The organism is Halonotius sp. F2-221B (genome assembly GCF_046719765.1).
Classification (GTDB): domain Archaea; phylum Halobacteriota; class Halobacteria; order Halobacteriales; family Haloferacaceae; genus Halonotius.
On the sequence record NZ_JABEBY010000005.1, the window covers coordinates 165,474 to 181,550 of the forward strand.

Annotated in this window: 15 protein-coding genes; 8 read left to right on the forward strand and 7 right to left on the reverse strand. The window is 63.6% G+C overall.

The annotated features are described in order from the left end of the window. Positions 1 to 13: 13 nt before the first annotated feature. The 4 genes from HKK80_RS05260 to HKK80_RS05275 all read right to left on the reverse strand — a co-directional run bounded on the left by HKK80_RS05260 (position 14) and on the right by HKK80_RS05275 (position 3,611). Positions 14 to 1,585 (reverse strand): preprotein translocase subunit SecD, encoded by a 1,572-nt coding sequence (locus HKK80_RS05260; protein ID WP_411798569.1) that lies wholly within the window; start codon positions 1,583 to 1,585, stop codon positions 14 to 16. After that, positions 1,582 to 2,472: a protein translocase subunit SecF gene (gene secF, locus HKK80_RS05265; protein ID WP_411798570.1), complete on the reverse strand. Its 891-nt coding sequence runs from the start codon at positions 2,470 to 2,472 to the stop codon at positions 1,582 to 1,584. Before secF ends, HKK80_RS05260 begins: the two co-directional genes overlap by 4 nt. 81 nt (positions 2,473 to 2,553) lie before the next feature. Continuing rightward, positions 2,554 to 3,024, reverse strand: coding sequence for a DUF5812 family protein (locus tag HKK80_RS05270; RefSeq protein ID WP_411798588.1), 471 nt, complete (start codon positions 3,022 to 3,024; stop codon positions 2,554 to 2,556). Positions 3,025 to 3,098: 74 nt separating this feature from the next. Then, positions 3,099 to 3,611 carry a hypothetical protein gene (locus tag HKK80_RS05275; protein WP_411798571.1) on the reverse strand — a complete coding sequence of 171 codons (513 nt, stop codon included), beginning with the start codon at positions 3,609 to 3,611 and terminating at the stop codon, positions 3,099 to 3,101. A gap of 105 nt (positions 3,612 to 3,716) precedes the next feature. On the opposite strand from HKK80_RS05275, the gene serB reads away from it, so the two are divergent. The 4 genes from serB (at position 3,717) to HKK80_RS05295 (ending at position 8,704) form a co-directional block, all read left to right on the forward strand. Then, a complete protein-coding gene (gene serB / locus HKK80_RS05280; RefSeq protein WP_411798572.1) occupies positions 3,717 to 4,373 on the forward strand; it encodes a phosphoserine phosphatase SerB in 657 nt (218 codons plus the stop codon). Between the two features lie 19 nt (positions 4,374 to 4,392). Continuing rightward, complete coding sequence (locus tag HKK80_RS05285) at positions 4,393 to 5,424, forward strand: Brp/Blh family beta-carotene 15,15'-dioxygenase (protein ID WP_411798573.1); 1,032 nt, start codon at positions 4,393 to 4,395, stop codon at positions 5,422 to 5,424. A gap of 268 nt (positions 5,425 to 5,692) precedes the next feature. Further along, positions 5,693 to 8,188: a DEAD/DEAH box helicase gene (locus tag HKK80_RS05290; RefSeq protein ID WP_411798574.1), complete on the forward strand. Its 2,496-nt coding sequence runs from the start codon at positions 5,693 to 5,695 to the stop codon at positions 8,186 to 8,188. A 342-nt stretch (positions 8,189 to 8,530) separates the two neighbouring features. Further along, positions 8,531 to 8,704, forward strand: a complete 174-nt coding sequence (locus HKK80_RS05295) for a hypothetical protein (protein ID WP_411798575.1) — start codon at positions 8,531 to 8,533, stop codon at positions 8,702 to 8,704. Positions 8,705 to 8,794: 90 nt separating this feature from the next. Here the strand turns inward: HKK80_RS05295 and HKK80_RS05300 are convergent, their stop codons facing one another. Then, positions 8,795 to 9,406 (reverse strand): Sjogren's syndrome/scleroderma autoantigen 1 family protein, encoded by a 612-nt coding sequence (locus tag HKK80_RS05300; RefSeq protein ID WP_411798576.1) that lies wholly within the window; start codon positions 9,404 to 9,406, stop codon positions 8,795 to 8,797. Between the two features lie 106 nt (positions 9,407 to 9,512). On the opposite strand from HKK80_RS05300, the gene mdh reads away from it, so the two are divergent. Continuing rightward, entirely contained in the window at positions 9,513 to 10,427 is a 915-nt protein-coding gene (mdh, locus tag HKK80_RS05305) for a malate dehydrogenase (RefSeq protein ID WP_411798577.1), read from the forward strand. 27 nt (positions 10,428 to 10,454) lie between these two features. On the opposite strand, the gene HKK80_RS05310 is transcribed toward mdh, so the two are convergent. Beyond that, positions 10,455 to 10,916, reverse strand: a complete 462-nt coding sequence (locus tag HKK80_RS05310; RefSeq protein ID WP_411798578.1) for a DUF2391 family protein — start codon at positions 10,914 to 10,916, stop codon at positions 10,455 to 10,457. Positions 10,917 to 11,006: 90 nt separating this feature from the next. Between HKK80_RS05310 and HKK80_RS05315 the strand changes: the two genes are divergently transcribed. Then, the gene (locus HKK80_RS05315; protein ID WP_411798579.1) at positions 11,007 to 11,687 is read left to right on the forward strand and encodes a class I SAM-dependent methyltransferase; all 681 of its coding nucleotides are present in this window, start codon (positions 11,007 to 11,009) and stop codon (positions 11,685 to 11,687) included. A gap of 42 nt (positions 11,688 to 11,729) precedes the next feature. Here the strand turns inward: HKK80_RS05315 and HKK80_RS05320 are convergent, their stop codons facing one another. Further along, entirely contained in the window at positions 11,730 to 13,274 is a 1,545-nt protein-coding gene (locus HKK80_RS05320) for a stage II sporulation protein M (protein ID WP_411798580.1), read from the reverse strand. Positions 13,275 to 13,476: 202 nt separating this feature from the next. On the opposite strand from HKK80_RS05320, the gene uvrB reads away from it, so the two are divergent. Both uvrB and HKK80_RS05330 read left to right on the forward strand, forming a co-directional pair. Further along, positions 13,477 to 15,537 carry an excinuclease ABC subunit UvrB gene (uvrB, locus tag HKK80_RS05325; protein WP_411798581.1) on the forward strand — a complete coding sequence of 687 codons (2,061 nt, stop codon included), beginning with the start codon at positions 13,477 to 13,479 and terminating at the stop codon, positions 15,535 to 15,537. Positions 15,538 to 15,699: 162 nt separating this feature from the next. Continuing rightward, positions 15,700 to 16,005 (forward strand): hypothetical protein, encoded by a 306-nt coding sequence (locus HKK80_RS05330; protein ID WP_411798582.1) that lies wholly within the window; start codon positions 15,700 to 15,702, stop codon positions 16,003 to 16,005. Positions 16,006 to 16,077 lie beyond the last annotated feature (72 nt).

The following is a 16,077-nucleotide window of genomic DNA, read 5'->3' on the forward strand; positions in this document are numbered from 1 at the left end:
AGCGGCCGGGGTTTCAGCGATCGGTCAGCAGGTTTCGCAGGATGTCACCGTAGGCCGGTCGGGTGACGAAGACACCGACCAGCACGCCGAGGATGGTGAAGATGGCAAAGCCACGAAGATCACCCAACGAGAGCACCGCCAGCGGCGACATGGCGATGATGGTGGTTGCGGCGGCGACGCCGATCACCCAGAACGCCTTCTTGAACCGTGAGCTGAACACCCGCCGGCTGGAGACATCGCCCTCGGCCATCACCCCGTCGGCGATGATCACGAGGTCGTCAACCCCGGTACCAAGGACGGCGATAAAGCTCGCAATGACCGACAGATCCAGCGGGTATTCAAGATACGCCGCAAACCCGAGCAGGATCAACACCTCGGAGAACGCCGTCAGGATCATCGGCAGCGCGACCTGGGGTTCGCGGTAGCGGGCGAAGACGACGCCGGAGACCGTGAGAATGGCGAGAATCCCGATGATCAGCGAGTCGGTGCGGAAGTTCTCACCCTGGGTCGGCGAGATGAAGGAGGTCGTTCCCTGATCGATCGCCAGCGGGGCCGGGAGCGCGCCAGCCCGGAGGTTGATAGCGATATCCTGGGCCTCCTCGAAGGAGGTCGTCGTCAACACGAAACTCGGGCTCTGGGCCCACTCGCCGTTTCGCATACTGGCGGCGAGATCGCTGTTCATCCCGAAGGAGTTGATGACCTCGCCGTCGACGACGAGTTGGAGACACGGATCGGTGTTCTCCGGGTTCTCCTCGTAGCGACAGGTCGCCCCGCCCTGTTGGGCGACGCCGGTCTCAACGACCGTCGACTGGAACTGTTCGGCGATCCCCTCGTCTTGGCGGATCGAGACCGGCACACGCGGATTCGGGCTCCGGTCGTCAGGCTGGCGGGCGTTGCTGATCGAGGCGAAATCGTCCTGGGTCAACACGGCGCGTTCGGTGACATACTCGCCGTCGTCATTTTCGTGGTAGATGTCGATCTGCACGTTTCCGCGTTGCTCGATCAGATCGATCACGTTGCTCCGATCCTGTCCGGGCACCTCGATGAGCATGAAAAAGCCGGTGCCATCGGTGACCTGCTGGACGCTGGCTCCAGACAGGCCGGCCTGATTGACCTTCCCTTCGATGACGTTGATCGCCTCATCGCGGGTCTCCTGGGTCAGCCCATCACGGATCGACCCGTAGCTGTAGCCCGCCGCATCGAGGGCGTCACCGAACTCTGATTCCGACACGTCGGGGTCGACAACCTCGACGGTCGGGCCGTTGAGCGTCCCGCGTCTGACCGACACATCGGTCGTATCGCTGTCAGGGAGTTCGTCGGCGACAGCGGCCGCGACATTGGTGGTTGATTCATCGCCGATGTCGACGGTTTCGGCGGTCATCCCGATCAGCGGCGCGCGGATGCGGGTGCCGCCGGCGAGATCAAGGCCGTACTGGAGATTGGTGAGTCGCTCCTCGGTGGTCGCGTTCTCGCCGCCGACGTTCGTCTGGGGGGCCATCGTCGGCGAAAACACCACAAACAGCGAGACCAGCAGGATGACCGCCAGCAGCGTCAGCCGCCAGTTGGATTTGAGCTTCTCGATCATGCTTTCACCCCCCGGTTGACATACCAGCGCAGCAGACTCACGTTCAACAGATAGGTGTTCATCAGATCGGCGAGCAGGCCGACAACGAGGACGATCCCGATGGCGGTCATGATCTGGATGCCGAAGAGATACGCCGCGACCGTCATCACGGCCATCGCCGCGATCGAGGTCAGCGTCATCGTCACCCCGGTTCGCATCGCTCGGCTGGTCGACTCATAGAAGTCGCCGGACTCCCGAAGCACGCTGTTGTTCAGCAGGATATCCGAGTCGACGCTATACCCGATCAACATGAGCAACGCGGCGACCGTCCCGAGTGAGAGATTGATCCCGAGCAGGTTCATCATCGCCAGCGGGAGCATGACATCGGAAAACGCCGAGGCGATCACCGCGACCGACGGCGCGATGCTGCGGAACATCACGAACACCAGCACGCTCATCCCGAGGAAGGCGACGAGGACGCCGCCGAGGGCGATCGTTTGGGTGTTTGCACCAAAGCTCGGCGACACCGAGGAGCTGGCCTGGATCGAGAAGCCAGCCGCCTCGGCCTGCTGTTCTAACACGCTGAGTTGATTGCCGCCGTCAGGCGTGTCGACAGCCCCCTCGGGGAACGTGATGATGTAGGTGTCGTCGGCCGCGATCTGCCGCACCGAATCCGGTTCGGCACTGAACGCAGCTTCGATCTGTTGGTCGGCGTTGCCGCCGGGGTCGTCGATCCGGATCTCCGAGCCGCCGACGAACTCCAAGCCGAGATTCGCCGGCGCGCCGGTAAACAGATACCAGCCACCGATCACGAGCAGCGCGACCGCGAGCAACGCCAGCGGCACCGCCACCAGTTGGCGGTTCGAATACTGGGTGTAGTCGACGGTCGGTACCGAAAGCTGAGCCATATTGTCGGTGGAATACAGGGTTGAATAAGCCTTCTCATCTCTCGGAGACCAAACACGGGGGCAGCGACGGTCTGGGACAGACTACGGCAGGTATCGAACGCTGACGACGCCCGGTTCCGATCGGATCTCGACGCGATTGACGCCCAGCCGGGCGGCCCGCGACAGCGTCGCCTCCCGATCGTCAAGCACGTCGTCGACGGCGGTGGCGGTGCCGTCTTCCGGAACGGTCAGGATATGCAGCTCGCCGGTGCCGGCCCGCGGTTCGGTCGTCAACTCGCCGACGGGCTGATCGGCGGCCAGCTCCTGTTCGCGGGCGGTCGGTGGCTCCGCGCTCTCCGCTATCGACAGCGACCGCCGCTCGTCGATCTCGGTGAGCTGCCACGAAACCGCCATCGGCGGATCGGGAGCGACCGTTCCTTCGATGGCGTCGTCGATCTCGACGCCGGGATTCGAGGCGAGGGTGTGTACCTGACCGTCGTGGACATCCTTCAACACGGCCGATTCGTCGTCAGCATGGGTGACGAGAAACGTGCTCTCCTTGGGGTCGGCCATCGGCTCATCGGTCATACACACCGGTAGCAACGGGGGCGTGTTGTCGGTTTCGACCCAGCGAGAGCGACGGCTCGTTACCGCGAGAGGACGTAGTGGACGGCAGCCATCAGGCCCAGCAGGCCGGCCGGCGGGGCGATCGCACCAAGCTGTGGGATCGCATACAGGACGGCGACGATCGGGGCGGTGAGCCCACTTGGTTCCGGACGGAATGATTCGGGCATCGAAATGATAGCTGCAAGGTATAGCGACACCAGAAACGCGTAGCCGAGGACTGCCATGATCGTATCGTAGCGAGGGTGATACGACAGCCCCTTGCGGTGTTTGCGGGCGACCAGCAGCGTCGGCGCGAGCAGCGGCCCGGCGGTGAACAGGCCGACGACGGCGATAAACGTCCGCGACAGCGTCAACTGTCCGCCCGGCGTCGACGCGGTCTGGCCGATCCAGACAACCAACGCGAGCGTGAACAGCCCACCGATGAACAGCGCGGCCAGCGTGCCGACGATGACGTAGAGCCGGAAAAACAGCGAGTCACCCTGCCGGAAGGCGTAGGGGAACGCGCCGATGACGCCGCGGTAGGCCTCAGTCATTGGCGGCGATAGTGCCGCCGACGAATTAAACGCCGCGGGATCGATCGCCAGCCCCACGCAGGCGAAGACGGGTGTTTTTCATGCCCCGCCTGCCAACGGCCGGCAATGAGCCTCATTGCGTTCGATTTCGACGGCACACTATCGGATTCGGAGATGACCGTGCTACTGGGCGAACAGCTCGGCGTCGCCGACGAAATGGCCGATATCACCGAGCGGGCGATGAACAACGAGCTCAGCTACGCCGAAAGCCTGCGCAGTCGCGCGGAACTGCTGACCGGGCTGAGCGAGGCCGACGCCAACGACGCCTACAGCGAGGTCGTGCTCCGGCCGGGTGCTGCCGACGTGATCGACCGCCTGCGAGAGGCCGGCCACACGGTTGCCATCTTCACCGGCGGCTTCGAGCGCGGCGTCGCCCACGCCCTCGACGACGCGGGCACCGAGGTCGACCACATCGTCGCCAACGCCCTGCCAATCGAGGACGGCGAACTCACCGGCGAGGTCACTGGCCCGCTCATCGAGGGGACGAAAGACGACCAACTCGAAGCCCTCGCCGCCGACCTCGGCGTCGACATGAGCGAGACGGTCGCCGTCGGCGACGGCGCGAACGACCTTCCGATGTTGGAAGTCGCCGGCCTCGCGGTCGGTTTCGAGCCGAAACCCGCCGTCGAACCCTCGTGTGACGACGTGGTGTCGACGATGGCCGCGTTGGGCGACCTGCTGGAAACGCGCGGCGTGCTCTCGGCGGCCGTCGACAGCAACTGAGAGACGGGGCCACTCTACCATGGATACGTGGAGCCGCGAGACGGCCGTCGGCCGACTCACGATGACGCTACCGCTCATCGTCATCGTCGTGGCGATCCCGTTCGGCCTCGTCGTTGACGACCTCCCGCAGGTGGTTCGCTTCGCGCCGTTCGTCGTGAGCGTCGGGCTGTTCGGGCTGCCGCACGGCGCGGTCGATCACCTGATGCCGCTCCGACTCGGTGACGCGTCGCTGCAACGATCGCTGGCGGTCGTCAGCGTCGTCTACGCCGTCTTGGGTGGGCTGTATCTCGCAGTCTGGGCTGTCTCGCCGGCGATTGCCTTACTCGCGTTTCTCGGGATGACGTGGTTCCATTGGGGACAGGGCGACGCCTTCGCGCTGCGCGCGTTCGGCGAGGCCGGGCATATTCGCACGCGAAGCGACCGCTGGGCGTCGCTCGTCGTCCGCGGCGGACTGCCGATGTTGGTGCCGCTGCTCGGCCAGCCCGAGGGCTACCAGCGCGTTGTCAACGGCATCATCGAGTTATTCGATCCGGCGGCGACAGCCGCGCTAACCCCCTTATTTCGGTTGGACACGCGGCTCGCCCTTGGGGTCGGATTCGGGGTATTCACCCTTAGTAGCCTGCTGTGGACGGCTCGCCATGTGTGGGTAGGTGACACATCCGTGGTGGGGGTCGCGTGGGACGCAGTGGAAATCGGGGTGTTGTGGGTGTTCTTTTGGCTCGTTCCGCCGGTGTTTGCGGTCGGGCTCTACTTCGCTGTCTGGCACGCCGTCCGGCACATCGGCCGGCTGGCAATCGTCGATCCGGCCGCGCGACAGGCACTCGACGCGGACGAGTGGCCGACGGCACTCTGGCGATTCTACCGGGATGCGACGCCGCTGACGATCGTGTCGCTCGCGTTGTTCGCCGGGCTGTACGTCTGGGTGCCGACCGACGGCTCGCTGAACGCGTTGCTGGCGATCTATCTCGTCGGCATCGCCGTGTTGACGCTGCCACACGTCGCCGTGGTGACGTGGATGGATCGACAGCAGTACGGAGAAACGTACCACTGATCGATACGATCAGGCAAACAGGTAGGTCGACTATGTGACCAACTGCCACCCTTGGCGGATCGAAAGGGCGAGGCGGTCTCGACGAACCCCGGCGATGTAAGCACCGCAGTGAGCGAAGCGAACGAGGAGCGCGGCGAGCCGCGGGAGTCGAGAGTGCCGAGGGCTTTCTACACCTAACCCTCTCAGCTAATCCGAAATCCGAATACTACTACTTCACTTCCACCCTGCTCGGCGAACGCTTAACCGCGACGCTTCCTAACCGCAACCAATGGCGGCCACTGAGGACGTTGGCTACATCTCTCACCCGCTGCTCGCCGAGGAGTTCATCGAGCGGCGGCTCTACCAACTCCAGTTGGCCGACGCTGCAAAACAGGGCCACACGCTCGTCTGTCTGCCGACCGGGCTCGGCAAAACGACGGTCAGCCTGCTGGTGACAGCCGAACGCCTACAGGAGGTCGGCGGCACCGCGCTCCTGCTCGCGCCGACGAAACCGCTCGTCTCCCAGCACGCCGAGTTCTATCGGGAAGCCTTGCAGATTCCCGACGACGAGATCGTCGTCTTCACCGGTGAAGTGCGTCCCGAAGATCGCGCCGAACTGTTCGAGTCAGCCAAAATCGTCATCGCCACGCCGCAGGTGGTCGAAAACGACCTCGTCGGCAACCGGATCTCGCTGGCCGACGTGACACATCTCACCTTCGACGAGTGCCACCGCGGCACCGGCGACTACGCCTACGTTTACATCGCCGAGCGATACCACGCCGACGCCGACCAGCCGCTCGTGACGGCGATGAGCGCGTCGCCGGGCGGGACGAAGGAGGATATCGAGATCATCTGCGAAAACCTCGGCCTCGACGGCGTCGAAGTAATGACCGAGGACGACGCCGATGTCGATGAGTTCACCCACGACACCGATGTCGAGTGGAAACGGATCGACCTCCCGCAGGAACTGCTCGATATCCGGGACGGCCTCAACAAGGTGATCTCGGATCGGCTCGAACAACTGCGCGAACTCGGCGTGACGAAGGCAACGAGTCCTGACATCTCCCAGAAACAACTCAACAAGATCAGCGCGGAACTCCGGAAGCTGATGGACAACGACCAGTCGGAGGGGTATCAGGGGATGTCGACGCACGCCGAGATTATGAAGCTCCGGCGAGCGGTGACGCTCGTCGAAACCCAGAGCGTCGAATCCGTCCGGCGGTATTTCGAACGCCAGCGCAACGCCGCCGAGAGTTCGGGTGCCTCGAAGGCCAGCCAGCGACTCGTTGCCGAGCCGAAAGTCCGCGAGGCGATGCGCAAAATCGAGCGCTTCGACGAACGCCACCCGAAATTCTCCCAGACGCGAATCCTACTGGCCGAGACGCTGGGCATCAACAACGGCGAGCGCGTGATCGTCTTTACCGAATCGCGGGACACCGCCGAAGCACTGACCGAATTCCTCGGCCAACATTTCGACACCGAACGCTTCGTCGGGCAAGGCGACAAAGAGGGCTCCGACGGGATGACCCAGACCGAACAGCAGGAGACCCTCGACCGGTTTCGCAACAACGAATTCGACGTGTTGGTTTCGACCTCAGTCGCCGAGGAAGGCCTCGACGTACCGGAAGTCGATCTCGTCTTGTTCTACGAACCGGTACCGACAGCGATCCGGTCGATCCAGCGGAAAGGTCGAACAGGGCGGCAGACGACCGGCCGCGTCGTCGTCCTGCTGGCCAACGACACCCGTGATGAGGCGTACTTCTGGATCGCCCGCCGCAAGGAGAAACAGATGGAGTCAGAACTCCGGAAACTGAAGGGCGTCGCCGACGAGGTCGAAGAAGAGTTAGACGACGACCAGTCCGCGCTCGATCAGTTCGACGGCGACGAGGCCAGCGACGCGAGCGACGGAGTCGCCCCGTCGGCAGCGACAAATGGCGGCAGCGACGCCGAGAGCCAGCCCGGCTTAGCGGATTTCGGCGAAACCAACGACGACACCGAGAGCACGGATGAAGCAAGCGACGACAACACGAGCGACGACAACGCGGACGACGACAGCGACACAGCGAACGACAGTGACGCAGAGAGCGACACCGACGAAGAAATCGTCGCCAACGCCGGCACTGACACCGAAGACGTCGAGATCGTCGCCGACCAACGGGAGTTGGAATCGACGGTCGCCCGCGACCTCTCGAAACGCGAGGGGATCACGACCCGGCTCGAAACGCTGGCGGTCGGCGACTACGTCCTCTCCGACCGCGTCGCCGTCGAGCGCAAGTCGGTGGCGGACTTCCTCGATACGCTCACCGGCGGCGACCGCTCGATGTTCGAGCAGGTCGGCGACCTCGTCCGCAACTACAGCCGGCCGGTCGTCATCGTCGAGGGCGGCGACCTCTACGGCGAGCGCAACGTCCACCCGAACGCGATCCGCGGCGCGCTGTCGAGTCTCGCGGTCGATTTCAACGCGAGCATCCTCCGCACTGACGACGAAAGCGACACCGCCGAGTTGCTGGCGACCATCGCCCGCCGCGAGCAGGAAACCCGCGACCGCGAGGTCTCGGTGCACGGCGAGAAGAGCACGAAGACGCTGGCCGAACAGCAGGAGTACGTCGTTGCCTCGATTGCCGACATCGGCCCTGTGACGGCACGGTCGCTACTGGAAGAGTTCGGGACGGTCGAAGCCGTGATGACCGCACGCGAGGACGACCTGCTGGACGCCGACGGCGTCGGCGCGGTGACCGCCGAGAAGATTCGAGAGGTCGTCGGCAGCGAGTACGACGGCGAGTAGTCGCCGGCGAGAGGGTGTGCAGAAAGAAATCAGCAGTTGCTCCGTCGCTCAGCGTCTCCCCTCGTTCAGGCGCGTATGGTATCCCGACCGAGGAGACATCTCCAGTGGAAACACTCCCGTTGTGAGTACCGATGAGTACGTTTCTCTCGCTGCAGATCAGTATGAGAGCGTTATACATGCGCTGCGACAGCACGGCTGGGCCAGTTGGCCAAGCTGTGAGATCCGAGCAATCCTATAGTTCAAATACCCATACTCGACCAATATTAGGTCATATAAACTATTAACCGGATAGTGTATCGCTTAGTCCTTAGATTTATAAGCAACAACACCCACGCAACGCATATGATTCGAAAAATCAGGAAAACAGTGTGTTCCCACGAGTACGAACTCCGGTCGGTTGATACGTCGGAGTTCATCGCCTTCGAGAAGTGCGCGGAGTGCGGCAGTACCCGGCAGCGCGATGCCGCTGAGATCACCGTCGACCACGGCGAATCGGAGCACAGAACCGCTGCGTAGCTCCGCGACGCGTGCACGGCGATTCGATTACGGGCAGGAGAAGAGATTGATTCTCCAAGAGAGCCACCACCGCGAGAGGGGAGCGTGTCGCTACTCGAATTCGAGCGCGCGCAGCGTTTCGGCGGCCTCGCGGGCGGCCGCCAGCAGTTCCTTCGCACGGCGTGGATCGTCGGTTTTGGCGGCCTGCTGGGAGAAGCGCGTGATCGTCCCGATGAGTGACTGCCGCGCCGTGGTGAGTCCCTCGGTCGGGGGCGACGACTGCGAGGTTGACTGCTGGGTCGGTTGCTGAGTCGGCTCCGGGGGTCGACTATCGCTCGCGTCTGGATGGCCGTTGGTCGCGGGCGTGTCGGTCGGCGTCGATTGCGGCTGCGTCGCCGACGACTCCGGCTCTGTCGCGGGCGACTGCGCAGCGGTGGTCGGCTGTTGTGCCCCGTTTGCCTGCTGGGTGTCTGTTGGTTGCTGCGTGTCAGCCTGCTGCTGGTCGTCGGCCGGCTGTTGGGCGGTAGCCCGACAGGTCGGGCAGAACGTCTGGCCGTTGTGGCTGAACAGCGGGTCGCCACACTCGTCGCAGTGCTGGTTCGTCATCGTCGCCCCCTTCAGCAGTAGCTCGCTCATGCGCTTGGTGTCCGCGCGCGTATCCTCGTCGTCGGCGTACTTCTTCCGGAGTTTCTCACGTTCGGCTTCCTTGTCGAAGTCGCTCATAGGCGAGAAAACGGACGGACACCGGAAAAACACAGCGGCTCGACAGCGAGACCGACTAGTCAACCCCACCGAAACGCTTACTCGAAATCCGGGCGCATACAAGACCATGACAAAAGTGTCAATCGTCGGTGCCGCCGGCACCGTCGGCGCGGCAACAGGCTACAACCTCGCACTCCGAGATGTCGTCGATGAACTCGTTTTCGTCGATATCCCGGATATGGAAGATGAGACGGTCGGCCAAGCCGCTGACACGAACCACGGGATCGCCTACGACTCAAACACGGTCGTCCGGCAGGGCGAGTACGCCGACACCGCCGGCAGCGACGTGGTCGTCATCACGGCGGGCATCCCACGCTCGCCCGGCGATACGCGGCTCGATCTCGCCGAGGACAACGCGCCGATCATGGCAGACATCAGCGCGTCGCTGGCCGAGCACAACGACGAGTTCATTACTGTCACGACCTCGAACCCGGTCGACCTGCTGAACCGCCACCTCTACGAGACGGGGGATCGCCCACGGGGCCACGTCATCGGCTTCGGCGGGCGACTCGACTCAGCGCGGTTCCGCTACGTCCTCAGTCAGCGGTTCGACACGCAGGTACAGAACGTCGAAGCAACGATCCTCGGCGAGCACGGCGACGCGCAGGTGCCGGTGTTTTCGAAGGTGCGGGTCGACGGCCGCGACCCCGAGTTCAACGACGACGAAAAGGACGAGATCCTCAGCGACCTCCAGCAGTCGGCGATGGACGTGATCGAGCGGAAGGGCGCGACCCAGTGGGGGCCGGCGACCGGCGTCGCCCACACAGTCGAGGCAATTCTCAACGACACCGGCGAGGTGCTACCCTGCTCGGTCGTCCTCGACGGCGAGTTCGACCACGACGACACCGCCTTCGGCGTCCCGGTGAAACTCGGCAGCGACGGCGTCGAGGAGGTTGTCGAGTGGGGCCTCGACGACTACGAGACGGAGCTGATGGCCGACGCCGCCGAGAAGCTGTCCGACCAGTACAACCGGATCGCCTGACGACGTGAGGAGAACCGAAACCGAGCGTTAGAACACGCTGTCGGCGGTTGCCGCGCCGACGACGCTAAACACCGCGCCGACGCTGATCGCGCGGGCGGTTACGGTGGCGACCTCAGCAATCGGGACAGCCGGTGGCGAGCCCACAAACGTCGCCGGCGCGTCGAAAATGCCCGCAAGGATCGCCACCGAGCCGAAGGCAACAATCATCAACGAGAGAAACCGGATCGGCACCCCGATGACCTGCTGTTCGTCGTCTGGATCGCGTTTCGTATCCGCCTGGTAGAGCGCGCCGTAGCCGATCAAGGCGACAAGAACGATGGTGAGTGCCGCCTGGATCTGACTCATACTCGCCGCCAACACCCAGACCTCCTCGGTGACGACAAACGGGCCGGCCAGCAGAAAGCCGCCGACAAGCTGCTGGGCGGAATCAGCCAGCCGAAACTGGCGTCGAAGCTCCGTGCCGGAGGGAAGCACGTGGCGAGGGCGCATACGAGCAAAAGGCGCGTCGCCGGCATAAATCGGCGGGCCGCCGTGGCGGCAATGCTGATGTGTTTAGGCCCTCGCCGCAAAGGGGCAGCTATGAGCGTCCGCGAGGAGTTCGACAGCTGGGCCGCCGAGGGACGAGACCGGGGGATGGAGGATCGCCACTGGCACACCGCCAAACACGCCCTCGCACGGATGCCGGTCGAGACCGGCGACACCATCGTCGATCTCGGCTGCGGCAGCGGCTACGCGCTGCGCGCGCTCCGAGAAACCGCCGATATCGGCCGCGGCTACGGCCTCGATGGCGCCCCGGAGATGGCACGGAATGCCGCTGACTACACCGACGACGACGCGGTCGGCTTCCTTGTCGGCGACTTCGACACGCTACCGTTTGGCGACAACAGCGTCGATCACGTCTTTTCGATGGAGGCGTTCTACTACGCCCGCGATCCGATCCATACGCTCGAAGAGATCAGGCGGCTGCTCCGGCCGGGCGGAACGTTCTACTGTGCGGTCAACTACTACGAGGAAAACGAGGCGAGCCACGCCTGGCAGGACAACATCGCCATCGAGATGACACGCTGGGACAGAGCGGAGTACCGCGAGGCGTTTCGTACGGCCGGCCTCCATGTCGCCGAGCAGGACACCATCGCCGACCGGGAGATTGAGATCCCGCCAGCCGAGGCGTTCCCGACCGACGACTGGGAGACACGGGCAGCGATGGTCGATCGCTACCGAACCTGGGGAACGCTGCTGACGGTCGGCGTCGCGCCGTAGCCGCCGACGAGTTCGGTATCGAGACCGAAGCCGGCTAAGCCCTCACAACACGGCCGCCGCGATCGCCGGTGTGAGAAACGCTTCGATGAGCGCGGCGACGACAAGGACGACCGCCAGCCCGAGCAATACCCGGTAGGCCAACCGAAGCGTGTCGACAAGGGTAGTGACCGTCGCCCCGCCGGTGAGAACGCCGAGGACGACAGCCGCGATATGAAAGCCAAGCCCGCCGGCGACGAAGATGGCCGGCAACTCGATGATGCCGTGAGGGGCCACCAAGGCGAGAAACGCCATCGAGTCGGTGACCCCATAGAGCGCGCCGATCAGCCCGCCGTTGAGTAGCATGTCGACACCGGTGGGGACGCCGAGCGCCAACCCGCCGAAGGTCGCTGTCGCCGACACGAGCCAGTTGTTGGCTGCCAGCATGACGAACGTGTCGATAGGGACGGAACCGAACACCAGCCCTGGCTCCGCGGGCGTTGGGATCTCCGCGCCGAAGCCGGCGGTCACCTGATAGCTGACGATCGCCGCGGCGGTGAAGACAGCTGTCGCAAACAGCACCGACAGCGGCGCGCGGCGGAGAAAGCCGCCGAGGGCGACCAGCCCATCGCGGAACGCGGCGACAAACCGGGCGCGGTGAGGGCGGCGATCCGCAGCGGCGGTCGAAGAGCGGCTACCGGCCGCCGATCCATCGGTGACGATCGGAAACGATCGGTCGGCGTAGAGCCCGAACTTGAAGATGTCAAGAAACGGCAACAACAGCAGCGGCCCGACGATGCCGGACAGCTGTGAGACACCGAACAGCGAGAACAGCGAGCCGAGGATCGAGAGCACCGCAAAGACCGTGAGGGCGACGAGGACGTAGCCGACGATCAGCCACGGGCGGGCAACCGGCAGGCGCGCGCTGCGACGCACACCGCCGGCGAGCCCGACATCGTCGGCGACGATCGACTGGCCGGCAAACGCCAACAACAACGAGCTGACGACGATCAGCCCGACGCCGAGCACCACCCCGACCGCGGTGGCGACGAGACCCGCAGCCGGCGACAACGCGAACAGCCCCACGCCGATCACGATGGGAACGAACCCGAGGATGGTAAGCATCGTCTGAAGGATCGACAGCCCGATAAACGAGGGCCAATCGTCGGCGAGTCCGCCGAGGGCCGCCCGAACCCCGTCGTCGCCGACGAGCGCGCCGTAGATGCCGTGGAGGACAGCGGCATTCGAGAGGCCGCCGGCGACGACGCCGACCAACAGCGCGACGATGACACCGCCGCCCAGCAACGCGACAATACCCGGCGAGAACACGTTGCCGACGGCGGCTTCAAGCTCCGACGGGATCGGTGGCGGTGTCGTTTCCAACGCCGCAGGGTCGAGATCGGTCGATTGGAGGAACGCTTCGAGTTCGGTCACCAGCGTTTCGAGCCGGCCGTCGCTCACGAGCAGCGCGAGGGCAGCACCGATCGCCACCACCAGCGGAACGCGAACGGTCGCGGTCAACCCGATCCCGACAAGATACACCGGGAGCACGTCCGCCGGGCGGTCGACCAGGAGCCGAAGGCCGGTTTGGAGGGCAGATCCAACGGTCACGGCCGCGGCTACGTGTCCGAGGATCCTAATATCTCCGAATCGTCGGACGGGATCAGCCGGCGACAGCACGAGGGGAGATCGGTCGAAAGGGGGCCGATACCGGCAAAATTTCCAGTCGAAACGAAGGGGGTTCGGTGACCCGGAGATCGCCGACCGATCGCCCACCACGGTCGTCAAGTGCGTTCACCACCAATGATCGCCAATGAGTGACGCGGAGTCCGGCCCGCTTCAGCCCGATCGTCCCGGCGAAGACCGGCCGTTTACTGTCGAGGCACCGTTCGAGCCAGCGGGCGATCAACCCGACGCCATCGCGCAGTTGGTCGACGGCTACGAAGCCGGCATGGACGAACAGACGCTGCTCGGCGTCACCGGCTCCGGGAAGACGAACACCGTCTCGTGGGTCGTCGAACAGTTGGCGACGCCGACACTCGTCTTGGCGCACAACAAGACACTCGCGGCCCAACTCTACGAGGAGTTTCGGGAGCTGTTCCCCGACAACGCCGTCGAGTACTTCGTTTCCTATTACGACTACTACCAGCCCGAAGCCTACGTCGAGCAGACCGACACCTACATCGACAAGGATATGTCGATCAACGAGGAGATCGAGCGGCTGCGACACTCCGCGACGCGATCACTACTCACGCGGGATGACGTGATCGTCGTCGCCAGCGTCTCGGCGATCTACGGGCTGGGTGATCCGAACAACTACCGGGAGATGGCCCTCGAACTCTCCGCTGGCCAGCGGATCGACCGCGACTACCTGCTGGGCCAGTTGGTCGATCTCAACTACGAGCGCAACGACATCGACTTCCAGCAGGGGAGCTTTCGAGTACGGGGCGACACCGTCGAGATCTACCCGATGTACGGCCGGTATGCCGTCCGCGCCGAGTTCTGGGGCGACGAGATCGACCGCCTGCTGAAGATCGACCCGCTCAACGGCGAGGTCCAATCGACCGAGCCGGCGGCCCTCATCCACCCCGCCGAACACTACTCGATCCCCGAAGGCACCCTTGAGCAGGCGATCGAGGAGATCGAGGCGCTGATGGAAGATCGAGTTCGGTACTTCGAACGCGAGGGCGACCTCGTCGCCGCCCAGCGGATCGAGGAGCGCACCACCTTCGACATCGAGATGCTGCAGGAGACGGGCTACTGCTCAGGTATCGAAAACTACTCGGTCCACATGTCGGATCGGGAATCCGGCGAGGCCCCCTACACCTTGCTCGATTACTTCCCCGATGATTTCCTGTGTGTTGTCGACGAGTCACACGTCACCTTACCCCAAATTAAGGGCCAGTACGAGGGTGACAAATCCCGCAAGGACTCGCTGGTGGAAAACGGGTTCCGGCTGCCGACGGCCTACGACAACCGCCCGCTGACCTTCGAGGAGTTCGAGGAGAAGACCGAGCGACTGCTCTACGTGAGTGCGACGCCCGGCGACTACGAGCTGGAACACTCCGGGCAGGTCGTCGAACAGATCGTTCGACCCACGTATCTCGTCGATCCCGCCGTCGAAACCGCCCCCGCCACGGGGCAGATCGACGACCTGACCGACCGCATCGACGACCGGATCGACCGCGATGAACGAACGCTGGTGACGACGCTCACCAAGCGGATGGCCGAAGACCTGACCGAGTATCTTGAGGAAGGCGGCGTCGATGTCGCCTACATGCACGACGAGACTGACACACTGGAACGCCACGAGTTGATCCGGAGCCTTCGGCTCGGCGAGATCGACGTGCTCGTCGGGATCAACCTCCTCCGGGAGGGACTGGATATTCCGGAGGTCTCGCTGGTGGCGATTCTCGACGCCGATCAGGAGGGGTTCCTCCGCTCGGAAACGACACTCGTCCAGACGATGGGCCGGGCCGCACGCAACGTCAACGGCGAGGTCGTCCTCTACGCCGACGAGACGACCGACGCGATGGAGTCAGCCATCGAGGAGACCCAGCGTCGCCGCCGCATCCAGCGGGAGTTCAACGAGGAACACGGCCACGAGCCGACAACGATTGACAAAGCCATCGGCGAGACGAATCTGCCGGGGTCGAAAACCGACACCGGTGGCGTCGCGGGCGAGGCACCGACAACCGACGACGAGGCCGCCCGGCAGATCGAGGGGTTGGAAGACCGCATGCAGGAGGCCGCCAACAACCTCGAATTCGAACTCGCTGCCGACATCCGCGACCGGATTCGGGAGCTACGACAAGAATTCGATCTCGACGGCGGTGACGACGGCGTTGCACCCGAAACGGAGCCCGAATTTTGACCCCGAGTATAGTACAGGGCGGTCTTATTTGCTATTCAGATTTGTACGTTAGTCCGAAAAATCTGCAGTCGATATTATCTGTCAGTGCCACCGGTTACGTTGCGATCCTATTTTAATATGCAAAGCTGAGGTATTAAGTCGGTTCCTCGTAATGCCGTAGATATGGAAGCTGGTATCCTCGGAACTGTAGACGGTCAATTTGACGAACTTGAGTCCTCCCAATCAACTATAACTCAGGATGATACGGAACTGCAACGGTGTATAGAAGTTAGGCGATCTCTGTCATTACCGAATGGAGTTGTTGCATATGAAGGGCGGGCTGCGATGGAACGATTGAATGAGCAAGAAGAAGTTCAGATTGACGAGGGAGAAATCACCGTTTATGAACGTCCGCAAAGAGTCACATCGTACACTCCATTTCTTGTGGTCCCTGGGGAAGCAATAATTGTCGGAAACAGCTCAGTGTAGGTTCAGATGTGGTCTGACTAGTTCCTCGGCTCAACTGGATACAGCTGCTGTAGCTTGATACGAGCGTCACCG